17 protein-coding genes are annotated in these 20,625 nt (G+C 53.8%); 12 read left to right on the plus strand and 5 right to left on the minus strand.

Going from position 1 to position 20,625, the window contains the following annotated elements; translation table 11 throughout:
• Positions 1 to 60 precede the first annotated feature (60 nt).
• The 5 genes from yajC (at position 61) to CMO10_RS17260 (ending at position 4,602) form a co-directional block, all read left to right on the plus strand.
• Positions 61 to 438 carry a preprotein translocase subunit YajC gene (yajC, locus tag CMO10_RS17240; RefSeq protein WP_297024548.1) on the plus strand — a complete coding sequence of 126 codons (378 nt, stop codon included), beginning with the start codon at positions 61 to 63 and terminating at the stop codon, positions 436 to 438.
• A gap of 142 nt (positions 439 to 580) precedes the next feature.
• Positions 581 to 2,146, plus strand: a complete 1,566-nt coding sequence (secD, locus tag CMO10_RS17245; protein WP_297024550.1) for a protein translocase subunit SecD — start codon at positions 581 to 583, stop codon at positions 2,144 to 2,146.
• Positions 2,147 to 2,165: 19 nt separating this feature from the next.
• Positions 2,166 to 3,095 carry a protein translocase subunit SecF gene (gene secF / locus CMO10_RS17250; protein ID WP_297024552.1) on the plus strand — a complete coding sequence of 310 codons (930 nt, stop codon included), beginning with the start codon at positions 2,166 to 2,168 and terminating at the stop codon, positions 3,093 to 3,095.
• 161 nt (positions 3,096 to 3,256) lie between these two features.
• Positions 3,257 to 4,180, plus strand: a complete 924-nt coding sequence (locus tag CMO10_RS17255; RefSeq protein ID WP_297024554.1) for a DMT family transporter — start codon at positions 3,257 to 3,259, stop codon at positions 4,178 to 4,180.
• 41 nt (positions 4,181 to 4,221) lie between these two features.
• Complete coding sequence (locus tag CMO10_RS17260) at positions 4,222 to 4,602, plus strand: Mth938-like domain-containing protein (protein ID WP_297024555.1); 381 nt, start codon at positions 4,222 to 4,224, stop codon at positions 4,600 to 4,602.
• A 3-nt stretch (positions 4,603 to 4,605) separates the two neighbouring features.
• On the opposite strand, the gene CMO10_RS17265 is transcribed toward CMO10_RS17260, so the two are convergent.
• Positions 4,606 to 5,955, minus strand: a complete 1,350-nt coding sequence (locus CMO10_RS17265) for an NAD(P)-binding protein (RefSeq protein ID WP_297024558.1) — start codon at positions 5,953 to 5,955, stop codon at positions 4,606 to 4,608.
• A gap of 117 nt (positions 5,956 to 6,072) precedes the next feature.
• Between CMO10_RS17265 and CMO10_RS17270 the strand changes: the two genes are divergently transcribed.
• The 3 genes from CMO10_RS17270 to CMO10_RS17280 all read left to right on the plus strand — a co-directional run bounded on the left by CMO10_RS17270 (position 6,073) and on the right by CMO10_RS17280 (position 8,815).
• A complete protein-coding gene (locus CMO10_RS17270; RefSeq protein ID WP_297024559.1) occupies positions 6,073 to 7,236 on the plus strand; it encodes a mechanosensitive ion channel family protein in 1,164 nt (387 codons plus the stop codon).
• Positions 7,237 to 7,241: 5 nt separating this feature from the next.
• Positions 7,242 to 8,087 carry a phytoene/squalene synthase family protein gene (locus CMO10_RS17275; protein WP_297024561.1) on the plus strand — a complete coding sequence of 282 codons (846 nt, stop codon included), beginning with the start codon at positions 7,242 to 7,244 and terminating at the stop codon, positions 8,085 to 8,087.
• A gap of 158 nt (positions 8,088 to 8,245) precedes the next feature.
• A complete protein-coding gene (locus CMO10_RS17280) occupies positions 8,246 to 8,815 on the plus strand; it encodes a hypothetical protein (RefSeq protein WP_297024563.1) in 570 nt (189 codons plus the stop codon).
• Positions 8,816 to 8,873: 58 nt separating this feature from the next.
• Here the strand turns inward: CMO10_RS17280 and trmFO are convergent, their stop codons facing one another.
• On the minus strand, positions 8,874 to 10,220 hold the full coding sequence (trmFO, locus tag CMO10_RS17285; RefSeq protein ID WP_297024565.1) for a methylenetetrahydrofolate--tRNA-(uracil(54)-C(5))-methyltransferase (FADH(2)-oxidizing) TrmFO: 1,347 nt from the start codon (positions 10,218 to 10,220) through the stop codon (positions 8,874 to 8,876).
• 202 nt (positions 10,221 to 10,422) lie between these two features.
• On the opposite strand from trmFO, the gene CMO10_RS17290 reads away from it, so the two are divergent.
• A complete protein-coding gene (locus CMO10_RS17290; RefSeq protein ID WP_297024567.1) occupies positions 10,423 to 11,403 on the plus strand; it encodes a hypothetical protein in 981 nt (326 codons plus the stop codon).
• Between the two features lie 58 nt (positions 11,404 to 11,461).
• Here the strand turns inward: CMO10_RS17290 and uvrA are convergent, their stop codons facing one another.
• The 3 genes from uvrA to nagA form a co-directional block, all read right to left on the minus strand.
• Entirely contained in the window at positions 11,462 to 14,290 is a 2,829-nt protein-coding gene (gene uvrA, locus CMO10_RS17295) for an excinuclease ABC subunit UvrA (protein WP_297024569.1), read from the minus strand.
• Positions 14,291 to 14,499: 209 nt separating this feature from the next.
• The gene (gene fbaA / locus CMO10_RS17300; protein WP_297024571.1) at positions 14,500 to 15,579 is read right to left on the minus strand and encodes a class II fructose-bisphosphate aldolase; all 1,080 of its coding nucleotides are present in this window, start codon (positions 15,577 to 15,579) and stop codon (positions 14,500 to 14,502) included.
• Between the two features lie 156 nt (positions 15,580 to 15,735).
• Complete coding sequence (nagA, locus tag CMO10_RS17305; RefSeq protein ID WP_297024573.1) at positions 15,736 to 16,884, minus strand: N-acetylglucosamine-6-phosphate deacetylase; 1,149 nt, start codon at positions 16,882 to 16,884, stop codon at positions 15,736 to 15,738.
• Positions 16,885 to 17,480: 596 nt separating this feature from the next.
• Here nagA and CMO10_RS17310 point away from each other — a divergent pair.
• From CMO10_RS17310 to ugpE, 3 genes are all read left to right on the plus strand, one after another.
• Positions 17,481 to 18,779 (plus strand): extracellular solute-binding protein, encoded by a 1,299-nt coding sequence (locus CMO10_RS17310; protein ID WP_297024575.1) that lies wholly within the window; start codon positions 17,481 to 17,483, stop codon positions 18,777 to 18,779.
• Between the two features lie 84 nt (positions 18,780 to 18,863).
• Entirely contained in the window at positions 18,864 to 19,742 is an 879-nt protein-coding gene (locus CMO10_RS17315) for an ABC transporter permease subunit (protein WP_044829085.1), read from the plus strand.
• Positions 19,743 to 19,755: 13 nt separating this feature from the next.
• Positions 19,756 to 20,610: a sn-glycerol-3-phosphate ABC transporter permease UgpE gene (gene ugpE / locus CMO10_RS17320; RefSeq protein ID WP_044829086.1), complete on the plus strand. Its 855-nt coding sequence runs from the start codon at positions 19,756 to 19,758 to the stop codon at positions 20,608 to 20,610.
• Positions 20,611 to 20,625: the final 15 nt, after the last annotated feature.

The raw sequence follows: 20,625 nt of genomic DNA on the forward strand, positions 1-20,625 counted from the left end.
CAACACCCCGTTATATTCCGGCAGTTGATATTTTTTGTTCTGAGGGATTAGGAGTTCCTAATGTTTATTTCGACGGCTTACGCTCAGGCCGCTGGTGGTGCAGATGGTGCGGGTGCGCTGATGCAGTTTGCACCGCTGATCCTGATTTTTGTTGTTTTCTATTTCCTGCTTATTCGTCCTCAGCAGAAAAAGCAGAAAGAACATAAAGCAATGCTCGATGCGATCCGTCGCGGCGACAAGATTGTTACCGCTGGTGGCCTGATTGGTACCGTTGCCAAGGTTGTTGGCGATGATGAACTGTCGGTCGAGATCGCTGATGGCGTCAAAGTTAAAGTAGCACGCGGCATGGTTTCCACGGTTCTTTCGAAAACCGAACCTGCCAAAAGCGACGCGAAAGACGACAAAGAAGAAAAAGAAGAAGAGACCAAGAAAGACTGATCTCTTCGTATCAAGCGAGGCGGGGCACAAGGCTCCGCCTTCTTGCATTTTGCCGGTGGCCTGAAGCGGTACCCAATACCCGTTGTTCCAAGAATCTTGGAACCAGACCTAGGTTGACCCTGACAGATCCGGTCACAAAAACATGCTTTATTTTACCAAATGGAAAGCAGCACTGGTCCTTCTGGTGTGTGCATTGGGCGTCATTTATGCGGCGCCGAACTTCCTGCCGTCGGGCACGTTCCCGACTGAATCCAGTTACCTGCCGGGCAAGCAGATCAATCTTGGCCTGGACCTTCGTGGCGGCTCGCACATGTTGCTTGAAGTCGACACCGACAGTGTTCTGCGCGAACGTTATGATGCCCTTGCTGATGCAATCCGCACCGAACTGCGTCAGGAACAGATCCGTAACCGCCCGCGTGAAGCCACGGAAAATGGTGCCGAAATCACCATTCTGCGGCCAGAAGATGTCGAAAAGGCCCGCGAAATTGCGCGTACGGCTGAACCGAATACCGAACTGAGCGGCGAGGGCAACAATATCGTTGTCACCTATAACGAGGTTGCTTACCGCGAACTGATCGACCGTGCGATTGCGCAGTCCCTTGAAGTTGTCCGTCGTCGTGTTGACGAACTGGGCACCACGGAACCGTCAATCCAGCGTCAGGGTGAAAACCGTATCGTTGTACAGGTGCCGGGTCTTGATGATCCGTCACGCCTGCGTGCCATCCTTGGCCGTACTGCAAAGATGAACTTCCATCTTGTGAACAACGAAAAAACCGCTGCTGATGCACGTGCGACCGGCCTTCCGCCGGGAACCATGATCCTGCCGTCGGCAGATGAAGGTGACGGCATCCGTGAATATCTGATTGATCGCCGCATTGTTGTGTCGGGTGACAACCTTGTTGATTCCCAGCCGACCTTCAGCGACGGCCGCCCGGTTGTATCATTCCGCTTTGATGCGGCCGGTGGTGCACGCTTCGGCGATATCACCAGCAAAAATTCCGGTCGTGGTCTTGCCATTGTTCTTGATGGCGAAGTGATTTCCGCACCGCGCATCAATGAACCGATCCTTGGTGGTAATGGCATCATTACCGGCCAGTTCAGCGTTCAGGAAGCCAACGATCTTTCGCTTCTGCTGCGTGCGGGCGCCTTGCCGGCACCGATGCAGATCCTTGAAGAACGTTCGGTCGGTCCGGGCCTTGGCCAGGATTCGGTCGAGGCAGGTGAATTTGCCGCCGTCCTTGGTCTGGTCTTCGTGATTGCCTTCATGGTGATCAGCTATGGCCGATTTGGCATTTATGCCGATATTGCGCTTATGATGAACCTGATCCTGGTTTTGGCGGTGATGTCTGTACTTCAGGCGACACTGACCCTGCCGGGGATCGCAGGTATCGTTCTGACAGTCGGTATGGCGGTTGACGCCAACGTTCTGATCTTTGAGCGTATCCGCGAGGAACGGCGAAACGGACGATCGATCATCAATTCGATTGATGCCGGTTATCGTAGTGCCATGTCGACCATTCTTGATGCCAACATCACGACCTTGATTGCAGCGCTTGTGCTGTTCAGCTTTGGCTCCGGTCCGATCAAGGGCTTTGCCGTGACGCTGGCGATCGGGATTATCACCTCGATGTTCTCGGCGATCTGGCTGACCCGTTTGCTGATTGCAACCTGGGTCAAGCGCAGCCGCCCGACCGAGCTGGTTATTTAAGGAAGGGAACAGGGAAGATATGAAACCTTTGCATCTTATCCCGGATGACGTGAACGTCCCGTTCCTTAAATTCCGGAAGATTTTCTATATCGTGTCTTTGGTAATGGTGCTGGCATCTGTTGGCATGTTCTTTACCAAGGGACTTAACTTTGGCATCGATTTCCGTGGCGGTATTCTGGTCGAAATCAAGACCAATGGCCCGGCGGATATCAATGCGCTGCGTGACAATCTAGGCAGTCTTGGCCTGGGTGACGTTTCCATTCAGGAATTCGGCGAGCCGGATGACGTCCTGATCCAGTTGCAGCGTCAGGACGGCGAAGAAGAAGCCCAGATGGCCGCCCTTGCTGCTGTCACCAAGGCCCTTGGCGATGATGTCACCATCCGCAGAAGCGAGCTTGTCGGCCCGAAAGTCGGTAGCGAGCTTAAGGAAGCAGGCGTCTATTCGGTCGTGATCTCGCTGTTCCTGATCATGGTCTATATCTGGATCCGGTTTGAATGGCAATTTGCTGTCGCATCTGTTGCCGCGTTGCTTCATGACGTGCTGATCACCATTGGCTTCTTTGTCATTACCGGTGTTCAGTTCGATCTGGCAACCTTGGCGGCAGTCCTGACAGTTGCGGGTTATTCAATCAACGATACCGTAGTTGTCTTTGACCGTATCCGTGAATATCTGCGCAAGTTCCGCAAGATGGAAATTCCAGATCTTCTGGATCTGTCGATCAACTCGACGCTTTCCCGTACGACCATGACGTCCTTTACGACGTTGCTGGCGCTGATTGCCTTGTTCGTGTTCGGTGGCGAAGCAATCCGTGGTTTCACCATGGCATTGATCTTCGGCATCGTGATCGGGACCTATTCTTCGATCTGTGTGGCATCACCGCTGCTGGTGGTCCTGCGCCTTAAGCGCAAGATCCCCGAAGCAGAAGAAGGTCAGGAAGCCAACGCCTGATCGTCTGATCCATCGGGTTGAATTTATAGACATTTACACTGTGGCCGGGTTTGTGAGACAACAAACCCGGCCATTTCTTTTGGGGGATTTGATCGTTTTCGGTCTTTAACTTCCGTCTCTGGAGTGCCGATAAAAAGTCCCTTAAAAACTGGCGGCAACCGATGACACCCCATATTGCTTCGAACCCCGAACATCGCGCTAATTTGATCGGCAGCGTCTGGATGATGGCAGCCATGGTGGCGTTTTCTTTTGAGGATGCGTTCGTCAAGGCAGTCTCAGAGAGCCACGCTGTTGGGCAGGTGTTGGTTGTGTTTGGGGTTGGCGGGGCGCTGCTGTTTGCTGTAGTCGCGAGGATCAACAACAAGCGCTTGCTTAATCCGGACGTGCTGTCGCGCGCCATGGGCATAAGAATCGTTTTTGAAGTGATTGGAAGGTTGTTTTATGTCCTCGCACTGGCGCTAACCCCGCTTTCATCGACAACCGCCATTCTTCAGGCGACGCCGATTATCGTCGTTCTTGGGGCGGCGATCCTGTTTGGCGAAAAGGTCGGTTGGCGAAGATGGACCGCCATCATCATCGGATTGATCGGCGTCTTGATCATTTTGCGTCCGACCGCTGACAGTTTTTCGGCGTTATCCTTGCTCGCTGTGATCGGCACAATCGGCTTTGCTGGGCGGGATCTTGCCAGCCGTGCCGCACCTGTATCCCTCAGCACGTCGATCCTTGGTTTCTATGGCTTTGTGGCTATTATTCTGGCCGGCATCGTGTTTTCCATTTGGGATGGCAAAGCGTTCACGTGGATGAATACACAAAGCACGTTGTATTTCGTTGGCGCAATCCTGATGGGGGCGTTTGCCTACGCGGCCTTGATGAAAGCAATGCGCACCGGTGATGTTTCCGCCGTTACGCCATTTCGCTACACGCGCTTGTTGTTTGGTATTGCATTGGGCATGGTCCTGTTTGGCGAAAAACCCGATATGTTCATGATCATCGGCTGCGGTATCGTCGTTTTATCCGGGTTGTTCATTCTGTGGCGTAGAAAAATTACCGAAGAGCATCTCGACACCCGGCACAATTCGGACTAAGTCCAACCCAACTCTAATGAAAGACGGCGAATGGGGCCAATATGTCTCTTGAAGTAAGTACCTTGGTTGCCGAGGGCAGCAAAATGGTCACCAGCTATGGTGATGGTTTGTTCCGTTTTGGCGAAGAGACAGTCACGGGTTCGATCCTGCTGTTTCCCGAATCTGTTTATTCGTGGAACGTGACGAAGGCTGAGGACATTACGCCAGAATCGTTTTCCCGCGTGATCGACAAGGCAGATGATATCGAAATCCTGTTGCTGGGCATGGGGTCGCGTTTGACCCAGGTGCCAATGGCCTGGCGTCAGGCGCTCAAGCCGCACGGGATTGTCATTGAGCCGATGGATACCGGTGCAGCTTGCCGGACCTATAACGTGCTGGTGTCCGAAGCACGCCGTGTTGCGGCGGCGATGATTGCGGTCTGAGTTTCAGGCAAAGAATTTCTGCAATTCATGGCGAATATCAAGCACGCTTGAAAACAGCGCGGCTGGTCCCGGTGCCTGATCCGCTGGGAAGACATCCCCACAGAGAAATACATTTTTCCATGGCGCGCGCAGTTGCTGTCGCGCAGCCGCCATGCCCGGTGTCATTTCGGGGAAGGGGGCCTCAGCATGGATAAAAAGATGGTTGGGGTGTAACGCATTTTCGGCGTTATCTGCGCGGGTTTGCAGATCAAGATTAAGATACTGGTCACATAGCCAGACACAACGTTGCCAGACCAACTGGGCAAACTGATCAGCGTTCTGGGCATCGTGAAGCTGCATGCTGTTGTTCAGATTGACCTGCAGATGCCGGCGATTGCAGTAAATCGCGCGCACGATATCATCGCTGACAAACAGGGCACGTGGCTCGGCAAATGCCTTGCGCATTTCAAAGGTCATGCTGCGACGATGTGACGGTGTCGGGGAAATGCCAATATCGGGTACTGCATCACATAGCGGCTTGGGATGCAGCGCCAGAACAACCGCATCATCGGGTTTCAGAACGATCTGACTGTCATCTTCAAACAAAAGATCAGTGGCGTAGTCCGACGTACTGTCAATGTCACCCAGTTTCGTTTGCCCCTTGATCATACCACCAGCAGCCAAGAACCGTTCGCGCAAGGCGGGCAGGGCAATGTCATTGAGGATGATCGGATCAATGGCCGAAAATACCGGCTCATGGCTTTTGGCCAAAATGGCGCGCAATCTTGGTACCAGAACCCGCCCCAAAAGCGCCTTTGAACATCGGTGTGCCGGCATCGAAAACAGAACTTCGGCCAGAACCGTCAAGGCATCTCGATGATATGTGCCCGGTTGATTGGCTTTGTCGTCTGCCTCAAACGCCCCTGATGACAGGGTGCTCTCAACCCTGTTTTCTTCGCTGGCAAATCGTTGATGCCACATGGTGAGCGCTGTATAGGTGCGTGCAGCAAAACCGATCCGCCGTGAAATCAGTGCACGTGAGATCCCCTGATCCAGCGAGACGATGGCCGGTTTGCGTCGTCCGCGCTTTAATCCCATGACGCAGTGTGCGGGGCGGATCAGCTTTTGGGGGATTTCGGGATAGCGGGCAAAAAAGTCTGCAACCAGTCCGTTCTGGTCATAGAATATTTCCGGCTCGGCCGTCTTGTGGCTTTCTGGTGCGGTATGCATACCGCGTGTCCAGCGGCTTTCAAATGGCTCTGCCTCGTCATAAAGCGTTACGTTAAAGCCGTCCTCGGCCATACAGGTAGCGAGTGCCGAACCGGCAAGGCCGCCGCCAATAACGTGTAAGCTTCCCGACGCAAATGATGCCATATGCCTGAGCCAATTTAGTTGTTATACAAAGGCCAGAGAACGATGTGCTACATAGTCGTACCAAGTCAGAAGTCGTAATAACCTTAACATCAGAACAGCTTACAAGCCATGGATGAAATGACGACCGAACTGGACAACCTGAACGAAGAGGTTATCGGCCACATGAATACGTGGGTCGATATGCTTGGCGGCGGGGAGATCGGAAGGCTTGTTGGTGCTGCGCTGGTGCTACTGGTTTTCTTCATTTTCAAGCGGGTTCTGGTGCGCGGTGCGCTGGGTATTTTGCGCCGGATTGCACAGCAACGCTCCGAGAGCATGATGGGCAATGTGCTTGATGCCTTTGCATTGCCGCTGCAAGCGCTATTCATGCTGCTTGGTGTCTATTTCTCGACCGAGGTACTGGCTCTTCCCGAGGAAATCGATGCTGTCGCAGTTGAAGCGATTTCTGTCGCGGCCGCATTCTGCATCTTCTGGGCACTTTTCCGTGCGGTTGAGCCTTTGGGCGTATCGCTTAATCGGCTGGTTGGCCGATTTGGTGCCGGATTGGGTGATGACCTCCGTCAGTTCTTTATCCGCGGTGTAAAGACCCTGATTGTGGTAATCGGCGGCGTCATTATTCTGGAAAACTGGGGCATTGATGTTTCGGCTTTCCTTGGCGGCCTTGGTTTGGCCGGGATGGCGGTTGCCCTTGCAGCCAAGGATTCTGTTGCCAATATCTTTGGCGGTCTGACGATTTTTGCCGACAATCTCTATAAACGTGGCGACTGGATCGAAACGCCTCACTTTGAGGGAACCGTCGAAGTCGTTGGCTTGCGCGCGACAAAGGTGCGCACCTTTGCCAAGGCACTGGTCACCATGCCCAACGCCCAGATTGTCGATTCCCCGGTGATCAACTGGTCACGCATGACCCATCGCAGGATCAAGATGGTGATTGGTCTTGAGTACCGGACAACCGCCAAACAGATGGAAGCCATCGTTGACAAACTGCGCGACTTCCTGAAAAACGACGAAGACGTTGCCCAGACGGAAGTTGCCCAGATGGTGCATCTGTCTGACTTCGGGGCAAGCTCGATCAATATTGATCTGTATTATTTCACCACCACGACGGACTGGGTGACCTGGCGCGACATCCGCAATCGCCACATCATTGCTTTCAAGCGCATTGTCGAGAAAGAGGGGGCGGCTTTTGCCTTCCCGTCACAATCGCTATATGTCGAAAGCATGCCGGAATTCACCAACAGCCCCAATAACGATCAACGTTCCGAACGTAAGATCGGATAGGATAAATGACCGATACGCCCAAGCTTTCCCATTGTGCCGACTATGTCCGGCGCCATGACCGGGACCGGTTCCTGTGCGCGCTGTTTGCGGCACCGGAAAAACGCGAATCCCTGTTCACGCTCTATGCGTTTAATCAGGAAGTCTCCAAAACCCGCGAAATGGTCAGCGAAGTCATGCTGGGCCATATCCGCTTGCAATGGTGGCGTGACACCCTGACCGAACTGGGCGAAGGGCAGGTACGCAAACACGAAGTCGTCGAACCGCTGGCCGAACTGGTCAAGGACGGCAATCTCGACATCAAAGATCTCGAAGCCATTGTTGCTGCGCGCGAGTTCGACCTCGAAGACCGCCAACCGGCGACCCAGCAGGAACTTGATCATTATATTGATCAGACCTCCGGGCAGGTTAGTGTTCTGGCATCACGGCTGCTTGGCGCCAGGGGCGATGATGCAGATCATGCGGCACGCCTTGCAGGTAACGCGTATGGGTTGGTGGGAATCCTGCGGGCCATCGTGTTCCATGGCCGTTCCAAACGCCTTTATCTGCCGAAAGACAGAATGGACCATCACGAAGTCGCGCAAGGCGATGTTTTCGAGTTCCGCAAGAAACAGGAAATTCGCGACTTCATCCGTGAACTGGCGGATTTGGCCAGTTCCCGTATTGATGAGGCCCGCAAACATCGCCGTGCATTGCCAAAGCGGGCCCATGCAGCAGCACTGCCGGTGGTCCTTGCTGATGGTTACTTGCGCAAGCTCACCAAGGCCGGATTTGATCCGTTTTCGGCCGAGTTCGGTTTGGCGCGCCCGGCGAGTATTCGGTTGACGCTGAATGGCATGCTCAAGAGATATTGATCAGACGTGGCTTGCCACATGACCATCACAAAAATATCTCTTAAGGTGACGACAAAGGTCAGGACAGGATTGAACTGTCCGTGGTAGCGTCGATAACGCCTTGATATTGAGCATAAGATGCGGGCATAGCCGACATGAGGACCAAGATGGCACATTTGATGACATTCACCCGGAAACGATGGTTTGACAGCCTGATGTTTGTCGGCGTCCTGTGCCTATCCTTTCTCGCGCTTTCACAAGCCCGTGCCGCAAGCATCGAGCCGTTCGTGGGTTCCTATCACGGCACGACGATTGAGCATGCGGAAAACGAACTGCAGGCCCGTGATCTTGACGTCGTGATCAAGGAAACCGAACGTGGTTTTGTCGTTGATTGGTCGACGGTCATTCACAAAACCGATGGCCGCGAAAAGACAGTATCGCTTGATGTCGAGTTCTATGCCACAGAACGTTCCGACATTTACGGCAGCGCCATGCGCTCGGGCCTGTTTGGCAAGCGTGTTCCCAATGATCCGCTGAAAGGTGAGCCGTTCTTCTGGGCGCGGATCGTTGACAAGACCCTGACCATCCATGCGCTTTATATCAATGATGAAGGCGGTTACGAGATGCAGGTCTACAAGCGGACGCTTGACGATGATGGCAACCTTGATCTGATCTTTCGCCGGTTCCGCGATGGCGAGCAAATTCGCGACGTGACCGGCAAGCTGGAGCGCCAGCCCAATCGTTACTGATCCATCATTTTGCCCATACAAAAAAAGCCGCATCGAATGTGATGCGGCTTTTCTTATATCAGGCGGCATTTACCGTGCTCAGCCATTCATCAAATAGCGGAATGGCACGGTCGCTATAAAGCTTTTTGCGATCCCGGCCTTTGACACGTTTCTTAAGCTCAAGATCCGGGAACAGGCCGAAATTCACATTCATTGGCTGGAAGGTACTTTCATCCGCACCACCAGTAATGTGGTTCAAAAGGGCACCCATCGCGGTTGCAAGCGGCGGGGCCGGGATGGTTTTGCCTGCTTTTTCGGCCGCAGTGAACCGACCCACCATCAGACCGACGGCCGCACTTTCAACATATCCCTCACACCCGGTAATCTGGCCGGCAAAGCGCAGGTCAGGGCGCGATTTCAGGCGCAACGTACTATCCAGAAGACGCGGCGAATTCAGGAAGGTATTGCGGTGAATGCCACCCAGACGGGCGAATTCCGCGTTCTCAAGGCCCGGAATGGTCCGAAACACGTCGGCCTGTGCGCCGTACTTCAGTTTGGTCTGAAAACCGACCATGTTGTAAAGCGTACCAAGCGCATTGTCCTGGCGCAGCTGAACAATCGCACGCGGCTTTTGTGTCGGGTTATGAGGATTGGTCAGGCCAACTGGCTTCATCGGGCCGTGACGCAGGGTTTCACGACCACGCTCCGCCATGACCTCGATCGGCAGGCATCCGTCGAAATAGGGAGTGTCTTTTTCCCATTCCTTGAATTCGGTTTTTTCGCCTTCGATCAGGGCATCGATGAAGCGGTTATATTCATCTTCATACATCGGGCAATTGATGTAGTCCTTGCCGTCGCCCTTGTCATAGCGCGACTGGAACCATGCCTTGTCGAAATCGATGCTGTCCTTGTAGACGATCGGCGCGATAGCATCGAAGAAGGCAAGGCTTTCCTCGCCGGTTGCCTTGCGGATGGCATCGGCCAAAGCTCCTGATGTCAGCGGACCGGTTGCGATGATAGTATGTTCCCATTCTTCGGGCGGAAGGCCATCAATCTCGCCGCGTTCCATCGTCACCAATGGATGGTTTTCAAGTGCGTTTGTAACTGCCTCGGAAAAACCTTCGCGGTCAACGGCCAGTGCGCCACCTGCGGGCACTTTGTGCTGATCAGCACAGCGCATGATGATTGATCCGGCACGGCGCATCTCATCATGGATCAGGCCGACGGCATTGTATTCCTTGTCGTCAGACCGGAACGAGTTCGAACAGACCAGTTCCGCACATTTGTCTGTATGGTGCGCATCGGTCGGACGGGTCGGGCGCATTTCGTGCAGGATGACGGGCACACCGGCTTCCGCCAATTGCCAGGCGGCTTCGCTGCCAGCCAGACCGGCACCGATAATATGAACAGGCTTGACCGTATTCACGCGTGCGAACTCCTTGCCAGAGTGGGTTTTGATAATCTGGCACACACATAGCGGTGCAAGGGGGCAGATTTCAAGTCAATTGCACGCGAAGACCACAAACGAGATCACACATCGATACGAAGCACAGAATTTTTCACAACACCACATCCACTCCGTCTTAAAGGCCAGAGCCGTTCTGTCCCGATAACGCGAAGATGGCATCATGAGTTACCCGCATCATCCCTATGGTTACGAACCCACGCATTGCCCGGTGATCGGCCTTGTGCCGCGCAGACGGCATATCATAGATGTCGAGTGTATCGAGGTGCGTGAAGAGTCGGAAACTGAGCGCGAAGATGCCAAACCTGAACCGCAAGAGCGTCGTCTGGGTTTTCCGTTCGGTTGCGTGAGCGAAGGCGGCTTTGGTCCGGCGGATATCGAAGGCATGATCGAATATGTGGTCGCCACGCGTCAGGGATGGCGGTCATCATTGGTAATCCGGTCATTTTTGCGCTGGTGGCGCGACGATGAGGACGCCGATAACAAGGCGCTGATGGATCGCAAGCAATCCGATGCCATTATCATGTTGCTAGCGCTTAATCAGGGTCGCGACGGCTTTGTGCAGGGGTATCTGCATGACCTCAAACACGAACAGCATGACCGGCCCAAACCGCTTCCAGCGCCTAATCCGGTGGAACAGGCCTTCAACAGAAGTCTTCGGATCGCAGCACTTGCACTGGCATTGTCACCAATCGTTTTGGTCTTTGCCGTTCTGCTGTTTGTTCAGGTCGACAACATCATCAGTGTCGGCAGCGGCAAGGTATTTGGCTTCAGCTATGATCTTTTGTTCGTGGTCGGCAGCTTCGGCGCGATTGGCGCGCTAACCAGCATGATGATGCGGTTGGGCAAGGATGTCCCGTGGGACGAAATGGAGCCGGCATCGGTGTTCTTTAATTTCCTGTTCCGGCCCTGCATGGGGTTCTGTTTTGCAATCATCGTGCTTCTGGCGCTCAGGGCAGGGATGCTGCCCATACCGCTTGACGAGTTGCACAAGATTGATGACCTTGACCAGATCAGTCAGTCAGCCGCTGCAGGCCAACAGATATCAATCGTCCTCGTCTTTGCCTTCCTGTCCGGATTTAGTGAACGGCTCAGCACAGCATTGGTCAAACGGGTTGAGGATAGGGTCACGCATTCGGGCTAGGGATGCCTGAAGCCGACCCAAATGCAAAAAAGGGCAGCTCGAAGCTGCCCTTTTTGTTCTATTCCAGACCGAGATGGCGTTTCAGATAACGCCCGGTATAGCTGCGTTCATTGCTCATGATGTCTTCCGGTGTTCCGGTGCCAACCAACTGGCCGCCGCCATCGCCACCTTCGGGGCCGATATCAATGATCCAGTCGGCCGTCTTGATGACATCAAGATTATGTTCAATCACAACCACGGTATTACCCTGATCAACAAGGGTATGCAGCACTTCAAGAAGCTTGCGAATATCATGGAAATGCAGGCCCGTTGTCGGCTCGTCCAGGATATAGATCGTTCGACCGGTCGCGCGTTTTGACAGTTCCTTGGCAAGCTTCACGCGTTGAGCTTCACCACCGGACAATGTCGTCGCCTGCTGGCCAAGATGGATATAGGAAAGCCCGACCTGTTTAAGGGTCTCCATCTTGTCGCGGATCGATGGCACGGCCTTGAAGAAATCCGCACCTTCTTCGACTGTCATATCAAGGACATCGGATATCGACTTGCCTTTAAACGATATTTCCAGCGTTTCACGGTTATAGCGATGGCCTTTGCACTGATCGCATTCGACATAAACGTCGGGCAGGAAATGCATTTCGATCTTGATCACGCCATCGCCCTGGCAAGCCTCGCAACGGCCGCCCTTGACGTTGAAGGAGAACCGACCGGGCTTGTAGCCGCGCGTTTTGGCCTCTGGCAATTGAGCGAACCATTCGCGGATCGGCGTGAAGGCACCTGTATAGGTCACTGGGTTCGACCGCGGCGTTCTGCCAATCGGGCTTTGGTCGATATCAATGATCTTGTCGATCAGCTCGACACCCTTGATCTCGTCATGTGCGCCCGGATGGTGACGGGCGTTATGCATGCGTTTGGCAAGCGCCTTATAAAGCGTTTCGATCACAAGGCTTGATTTGCCGCCACCGGAAACGCCAGTCACGCAAATGAATTTACCCAGCGGGAAGTCGACATCAATGCCCTGCAGGTTGTTGGCCGTGGCCCCCTTGATGGTGATGGCCTTGCCATTCCCCTTGCGGCGTTCCGTTGGCACCGCGATCTGCTCAACCCCGACAAGGTACTTACCCGTCAGGCTATCCGGGTTTTGCTGGATCTGTTCCGGCGTGCCTTCGGCGACGATGCGGCCACCATGGATACCGGCACCCGGGCCCATATCAACAACATAGTCGGCGGCCCGAATGGCGTCCTCGTCATGTTCGACAACCAGAACCGTGTTGCCGAGATCGCGCAGGCGTTTAAGCGTCTCAAGCAGGCGGTCGTTGTCACGCTGATGCAGACCGATGGACGGTTCATCAAGCACATATAAAACACCCGTCAAGCCAGACCCGATCTGCGACGCCAGACGGATACGCTGACTTTCACCGCCCGATAGCGTGCCGGATGTGCGTGACATCGAAAGATAATCCAGACCGACATCGCGCAGGAAACGCAGGCGATCATTGATTTCGCGTAGGATACGGCGCGCGATTTCGGCTTCTTTCTCGTTCAGCTTGTCTTCCAGTGCCAGGAACCAGTCACCCGCCTTGGCAATCGAAAGGTCGGTCACCTGTGAGATATCACAGCCATCGACCTTAACGGCCAGAGCCTCCGGCTTCAGGCGCTTGCCTGAACAGGTCGGGCAATTCGACACCATCTGATATTTCGACAGCTCATCACGGGCCCACTGGCTATCGGTTTCGCGCCAGCGACGCGACATATTGGGAATGACACCTTCAAACGGACGCGAAACCTTGTAGCTGCGCGAACCATCGTCATAGGTCACAGTGACTTCCTCGTCACCTGAACCGTGCAGTATGATATCCTGTGCCTTCTTGGGAAGTTTTTCCCACGCGACATTGGTCTTGAAGCCGAAATGCTTGGCAACGGATTTCAGGGTCTGCAGATAATATTTCGACGTCGTACTGGCCCAGGGTGCTACCGCACCGTCTTCAAGCGTCTTGCTTTCATCTGGCACGACCAGCATCGGATCGAATTCCATCTGGGTGCCAAGGCCATCGCATGCCGGGCAGGCGCCAAACGGGTTGTTAAATGAAAACAGACGCGGCTCGATTTCTTCGATGGTAAAGCCGGAAACCGGGCAGGCGAACTTTGCCGAGAAAACAGTGGTCTCGCCGGTTTTGGCATCCTCGGTCAGGACAATACCGTCGGTAAGTTCAAGCGCGGTCTCAAAACTGTCTGCCAGACGCGTCGAAATGCCTTCCTTGACGATCAGGCGATCGACCACGACGGAAATGTCGTGCTTGAGCTTCTTGTTAAGTTCCGGTGCTTCATCGATGTCATACATCTCGCCATCGATCTTGACGCGCTGGAAACCGCGTGCGCGCAGATCACGCAGTTCCTTTTTGTATTCGCCCTTACGCCCACGCACGATCGGCGCCAGCAGATAAAGACGGGTACCTTCATCCATCTCCATGACCCGGTCGACCATCTGCGACACGGTCTGGCTGACAATCGGAAGACCGGTTGCTGGGGAATAGGGGATACCGACGCGCGCCCAAAGCAGACGCATATAGTCATAAATTTCGGTCACAGTGCCGACGGTCGAGCGCGGGTTTTTCGATGTCGTTTTTTGTTCGATGGAAATCGCCGGCGACAGTCCATCGATATATTCGACATCTGGCTTTTGCATCAGTTCAAGGAACTGGCGCGCATAGGCCGATAGGCTTTCGACATAGCGACGCTGGCCTTCGGCATAGATCGTGTCAAACGCGAGCGAGCTTTTGCCAGACCCCGACAGGCCGGTAATCACCACAAGGGAATCGCGCGGCAGTTCAACATCAATGTTCTGAAGATTGTGTTCTTTCGCACCGCGAACCGAAATTTTCGTCAGCATGTCGGGCCTTTTGTTCCTGAATTGTTCGGAAAGTGTATAGAGGAGCCAAACGCTATACGCAAGCGCACCCCTGACAGTTCCTGTCAGTATTTGTCAGGAGACTGTCAATTAACAATCCCGCGCATGATGGAGCCACGAAAAAGCCCGCCGAACAAGACCGGCGGGCTTCATAAATCTTGTGACCAAACGGGTCGGTTTTTTTTTCTGGCTTAGCCTTTGGTAACCGAACGACCGGTTGCCCCAAGATCCTTGAAGGCTTCTTCGAGGCGGGCTGCCATCGACAGTTCGGCTTCACGGATCCAGACGCGCGGATCGTACTGCTTTTTGTAGGGCTGATCGGTTTCCGGATCGACCTGATACTTGAACGCGCGATCATTGGCTTCGACATATTCGCCAACCGGACGGGCATAGGCGAACTGGGTGTCGGTATCGATATTCATCTTGAAGCAGCCATAGCTGACGGCTTCTTCGATTTTCTCTTTTTCCGAACCGGAACCGCCATGGAATACGAAATCGAGAGGACGGTCACCAAGACCATGCTTCTCGGCGACATATTTCTGGCTTTCGAGAAGGATTTCCGGGCGCAGCTTGACGTTGCCGGGCTTGTAAACGCCGTGCACGTTGCCAAATGCCGCCGCGACAGAGAAGTGACCCAGCGGGGAAAGACGACGATACGCTTCTTCGACTTCTTCCGGGCGGGTGTAAAGGCGCGGATCAATCTCGTCGACCGAGGTATCAAGCTCCTGACCGATACCGTCTTCTTCACCGCCGGTAACACCCAGTTCGATCTCAAGGCTCATCTCGATTGCTGACATCCGTTTCAGGAAGGTCTCGCAGGTCGCAAGGTTGTCTTCAACGGACTCTTCGGAAAGATCAAGCATGTGGGAGCTGTAAAGCGCCTTGCCGGTTTCAGCATAGGCCTTTTCGCTCCATTTCAGCATCTCATCGACCCAAGGCACGAACTTGCGGTTCGCGTGGTCGGTATGCATGACAACAGCAACGCCGTAATGTTCGGCCAGAAGCTGCGCATGGCGGGCAGCTGAAACAGCCCCCAAAACACGGGCCGCAGCAGCGTCCTTGATGCCCTTGCCAGCAAAGAACTGTGCACCACCATTCGACAGCTGAATGATAATGTCAGAACCGGCATTTGCAGCAGCTTCAAGGGCGGCGTTCATCGTGCTCGACGAGGTAATATTGACGGCGGGAAGGGCGTAACCGTCCTGCTTGCAAGCAGCAACGAGTTCGCGGTAGGCAGCACCGGTAACAACACCGGGTTTAACGGAAGGCATGTGGGTACTCCTCCTGGGGGTCAGAGTAAAAACAGATCAACAGCAAAATCTCCTGAGGATCGTGCTTACAAACTGTTACAGAGCCCAATGCATCTTCGAAATACCGTCCGAGGTCAAGGCTTTCCGTCATAGACTTTCGGAAAATCTCACCTTTCCTCAAACGTGGGTCAATCGGGCTCCCTTGACCCAGCTTTGTGTAACAGTGAACTGATCATCAAACAGAATCATGTCAGCCTGATGTCCGGGCACCAGTCGACCGATAATATGATCCAGTCCCAGAAACTCTGCCGGGTAAAGCGATGCCATGCGGAGCGCCTCATCAAGCCCGATTTCGGCCATTTCCACACAGTTGCGTACAGCCGAAATCATATCAAGGTCTGACCCCGCCAGCGTGCCATCGGCAAGCGCGCATCGTCCGTCAACAGCGATGATTTCCTCATCCCCTAGCTTAAAGCGTTTATCAACAGCACCGACCGTCGGCATCGCATCGGTCACCAGCATCATCTTGCCCCTGGCTTTGGCACGCACAGCAACCTTGATCACGGACGGATGAACATGAAACCCGTCGGCAATCAGTCCGCACCACGTACTGTCATCTGAAAGCGCTGCCCCAACCACACCCGGTTCACGATGGGTCAGGGGGCTCATGGCGTTAAACAAATGCGTAAAGCCCTGCATGCCTTCACCAATCGCGGTCATGATATCTTCATAACGACCTGCCGTATGCCCGGCACAGACAAGAATGCCCCGGGACACAAGCTTTGCAATGGCGCCGGGCTCCATGTTTTCCGGCGCCAAAGTGACAAGTGTCCGGCCATTGCGCACGCCTGACAGCAATTCAATCGCGTCATCTTCCATCGGTCGGATCTGATCGGCCGGATGGACGCCGCGTCGCTCGCGGTTAAGGTAAGGTCCCTCGAGGTGGAGGCCGACTACACCAGGAAAACCTTCATCAAGCGCTTGCTGAACGGCAGCGATGGCGGCTTCCATCTTTTCGCGGGTATCTGTGATCAGCGTCGGCAGCATGGCGGTTGTGCCGAACCCGCGATGCGCATTGACGATCGTCTTGATGCTTTCGACATCTGGCGCGTCATTAAGCAAAACACCACCACCACCATTAACCTGAACATCAATCAAGCCGGGGGCGAGGATCTGGTTGCCCGCATCAATGACATCAATGCCAGACCGGATCTCCGTTTCCGCGATAAGGGATTCAATCATCCCGTCTCGGACGACAACCGCTTTATCCGTATAGAAATCGCTACCATCGAAAACCCGGGCGTTGAAAATTGCAAATCTGGTCATTGGTCTTCCGGGTCCATATCTCGGATGGCGAATAAGTGGGGCGTGCGGACATTGCTGGCGCGCAAACCGGGGTTCGCAGAACCTTTACACATCTGCAAAGCGCAAACCAACAGTTAGTCGTTCCTTTTGAGGCGCCTGACCAAAGGGTTTCAGATTCGGCAAGAATCCCCAAAGTCCAATTCACAAATGAAAATGGGCAAACCAAGCGCGATATTCGTTTCAACAGAGCCTGAAATCAAAATCTTAGCCAGCCATTTCAAAAAATCACTTTACTGTAACATTTAGACAGAACGCGAAAACGCAAGGAATACCGGGGCATGCAGCCAGGTCGTCGCCAAACACCGGAATTCTGCCTGATCGAAAGGCTTTCATGCCCATTCAATTTGTGAGATGTTCATTCGAACATTTGAAGGGGTCGAATGTACTAACAATATCAATAATCGACAGTCCAAACGGTAATTACGCACATCAAAAAGTAAATTTCCGAAAACTGTCACTTGAGGAAGCGTCCCCCTCAGATGAAAACGAGAGCGTTGCGAGAGACCGTTCAACAGGCGGCTTTTCGCGCAAAGTTTTTATTTGGGAGATAGAAAATCATGTTCCGCAAAACACTGATGGCGGCTGCTGCCGTGTTTGCCCTTGGCAGCACCGCACAAGCTGCAACCGAGATCACTTGGTGGCATGCAATGGACGGCGCACTTGGCGACGTTGTCAACCAGATCACCGAAGACTTCAACGCAAGCCAGGATGAATACAAACTCGTATCCATCAACAAGGGCGGCTACGAAGATACCATGACGGCCGGTATCGCAGCGTTCCGCGCGAAAAACCAGCCGAACATCATTCAGATCTTCGATGCCGGCGCAGCAACCATCATTAACGCCAAAGGCGCGGTTAAGCCGGTTCAGGACCTGCTTGAAGAAAACAATGTCGCTTTTGACATCAATGATTACATCCCGGGTGTCCGTTACTTCTATGCCGATTCAGATGGCAAGATGATCGGCATGCCGTTCAACAGCTCGACCCCGCTTCTGTATTACAACAAAGACGCTCTGGCCAAAGCCGGCGTTGATGTTCCGAAAACCTGGCAGGAATTCGAAGCTGCCGCTCCGAAACTCAAAGAAGCTGGCTACATCGCGCTTGCACAGTCCCACACCCCGTGGATCTTCTTTGAAAACTTCATGTCTCGTCACAACCTGCAGATGGCAACCGCCAACAACGGTTATGACAGCACCGATGTTAAAATCCTTTATAACAACGATGCTCTGAAAGACCATTGGGAGCACGTCAAAGCCTGGAAAGACGAAGGCTATTACGGCTACTACGGCCGTGCATGGGGTGCCAACCAGGACGCATTCGTACAGCAGAAAGTCGCAATGTGGATCGGTTCTTCTGGTTCGTTTGGTGGCCTGCGCAAATCGACCGAGTTTGATTTCGGCAGCTCGACCCTCCCGTATTGGGAAGGCGTGGGCGACGCACCGAAATCGACCTTCATCGGTGGCGCTTCGCTGTTTGCGTTCTCTGGCCACAGTGCAGAACAGGACGCGGGTGTTGCCGAGTTCTTCAAATTCCTGACCAAGCCGGAAACCCAGTACTACTGGCACAAGGAAACCGGTTATGTTCCGGTGACCAACGCTGCTTATGAGCTGGCGAAATCCGACGGCTACTACAACGAAAGCCCGGACGCAGAAGTTGGCATCATCCAGCTTTCTGAAGAAGGCGGCGAGTGGACCCGTGGTTACCGTCTTGGCTTCTATGTTCAGATCCGCGAAGTCATCTATCGTGAAGTCGACAAAATCATGAACGGCGAAGAAACCGTTGATGGTGCCTTTGCGACCATCGAAGAAGAAGCGAACGGTCTGCTGGAACGCTTCAACGATACCTACTCGAACTAATCTGCTTTTCGCAAATGCGGGGCGGCCGATGATTTGGCCGCCCTGTTTTGCATTTTCTGATTTTGCCTTGAGGTTGCGTTCACAATGAAGCGCGTACAATTTGAACATAGCGCGGTGCCATACCTTTTTATCGCGCCGCAAATTCTGATTATTTCCATATTCTTCCTGTGGCCGGCGGCCCAGGCGTTGTACCAGTCATTCCTGCTTGAAGATGCCTTTGGTCTGTCTTCGCAGTTTGTCTGGTTCCGCAATTTTGAAGATGTGCTTTCGAGCAGTTCCTGGACACGCTCGGCTATCTTCACCGTCGTATTCTCGGTTCTGGTTTCCGTGCTTTCCATCGCGATCTCGCTGTTTCTTGCAGTGCGCGCAGATGAAGTGATCCGGGGGGCAAAAACCTATAAAACGCTTTTGATGTGGGGCTATGCGATAGCCCCGCCAGTGGCAGGTCTTCTTGGCAACATGATGTTCAACCCGCTGATGGGCGACCTTTACAAGGCGTTCAATAGCTTCGGGTTTGAGTTCAACCACATCCAGAACGCCAATGATGCGGCCTTTGTCGTCATCTTGATCGCGGTCTGGAAACAGGTCAGCGTGAACTTCATCTTCTTCCTATCAGGCCTTCAGGGCATTCCGAAATCGGTTCAGGAAGCAGCGACCCTTGATTGCAAAAGCCCGGAACGTCGTTTCTGGACGATTACATTCCCGCTGCTGGCACCGACGACCTTCTTCCTGCTGGTGATCAACCTGACGTATGCCTTCTTTGAAACCTTTGGCATCATTGACGTTTCGACCAAGGGTGCGCCGGGCGGATCAACCGCGACCCTTGTTTACAAGGTTTATGTCGATGGCTTCCTTGGTGCGGATATGGGCGGCAGTGCGGCCCAGTCGGTCCTGCTGATGATCATGGTCAGTGTCCTGACCGTGTTCCAGTTCCGCTTCATCGAACGCAAAGTGCATTACTAGGGGGAACGTCATCATGTATCAGTCCAAATGGCGTATATTTACCAACCACACCATTCTGGTGCTTGGCGCACTTTTCATGATCCTTCCGGTCTGGATTGCCTTTGCGTCATCCACCCATACCCGTGAGTACGTTTTCCAGAACGGCCTGCAGTTCTGGCCGGGCGGCGAATTCTTTTCCAACTACGGGGCGATCCTGTTTGATGCAGAGGCGACCAAGGGCAGGGTGACCGCCCTCGAAATGCTGTTTAACAGCATGGTGCTTGGTCTTGGCTTTGCGATCGGCAAGGTGATCATTTCGATGATGGCGGCTTATGCCATTGTCTATTTCCGCTTCAAACTGGCGGTCCCGCTGTTCTGGATCATTTTCTCGACCCTGTTGCTGCCGCTTGAAGTCCGCATTGTACCGTCTTACGAGGTGGTCGCGGATCTTGGGCTGCTGAACAGCTATACAGGCTTGATCCTGCCACTGATTGCGTCTGCGACCGGCACGTTCTTCTTCCGGCAGTTTTATCGCTCGGTCCCTGATGAGTTGCTTGAAGCAGCCAGACTGGACGGGGCAGGGCCGATCCGGTTCTTTATCGACATTCTGGTGCCGCTGTCGGTGACCATGATCGCCGCGATCTTCATCATCATGTTTGTCGTCGGTTGGAACCAGTATCTCTGGCCGCTACTGATGACGACGGATGATCAGCTCTACACCATCGTGATCGGGATCAAGCAGGTCTATAACTCGCTTTATGAAGGCGGGCAGATTCCGCAGTTCCCCAAGGCATTCGCACTGACAATCATGGCAACCATCCCGCCGGTTCTGGTGGTGGTGATCTTCCAGCGCATGTTCGTCAAGGGGCTGGTCGAGACGGAGAAATAACTCCGTCTCCCAAAC

This window comes from Thalassospira sp., assembly GCF_002709775.1.
Taxonomy (GTDB): Bacteria; Pseudomonadota; Alphaproteobacteria; order Rhodospirillales; family Thalassospiraceae; genus Thalassospira.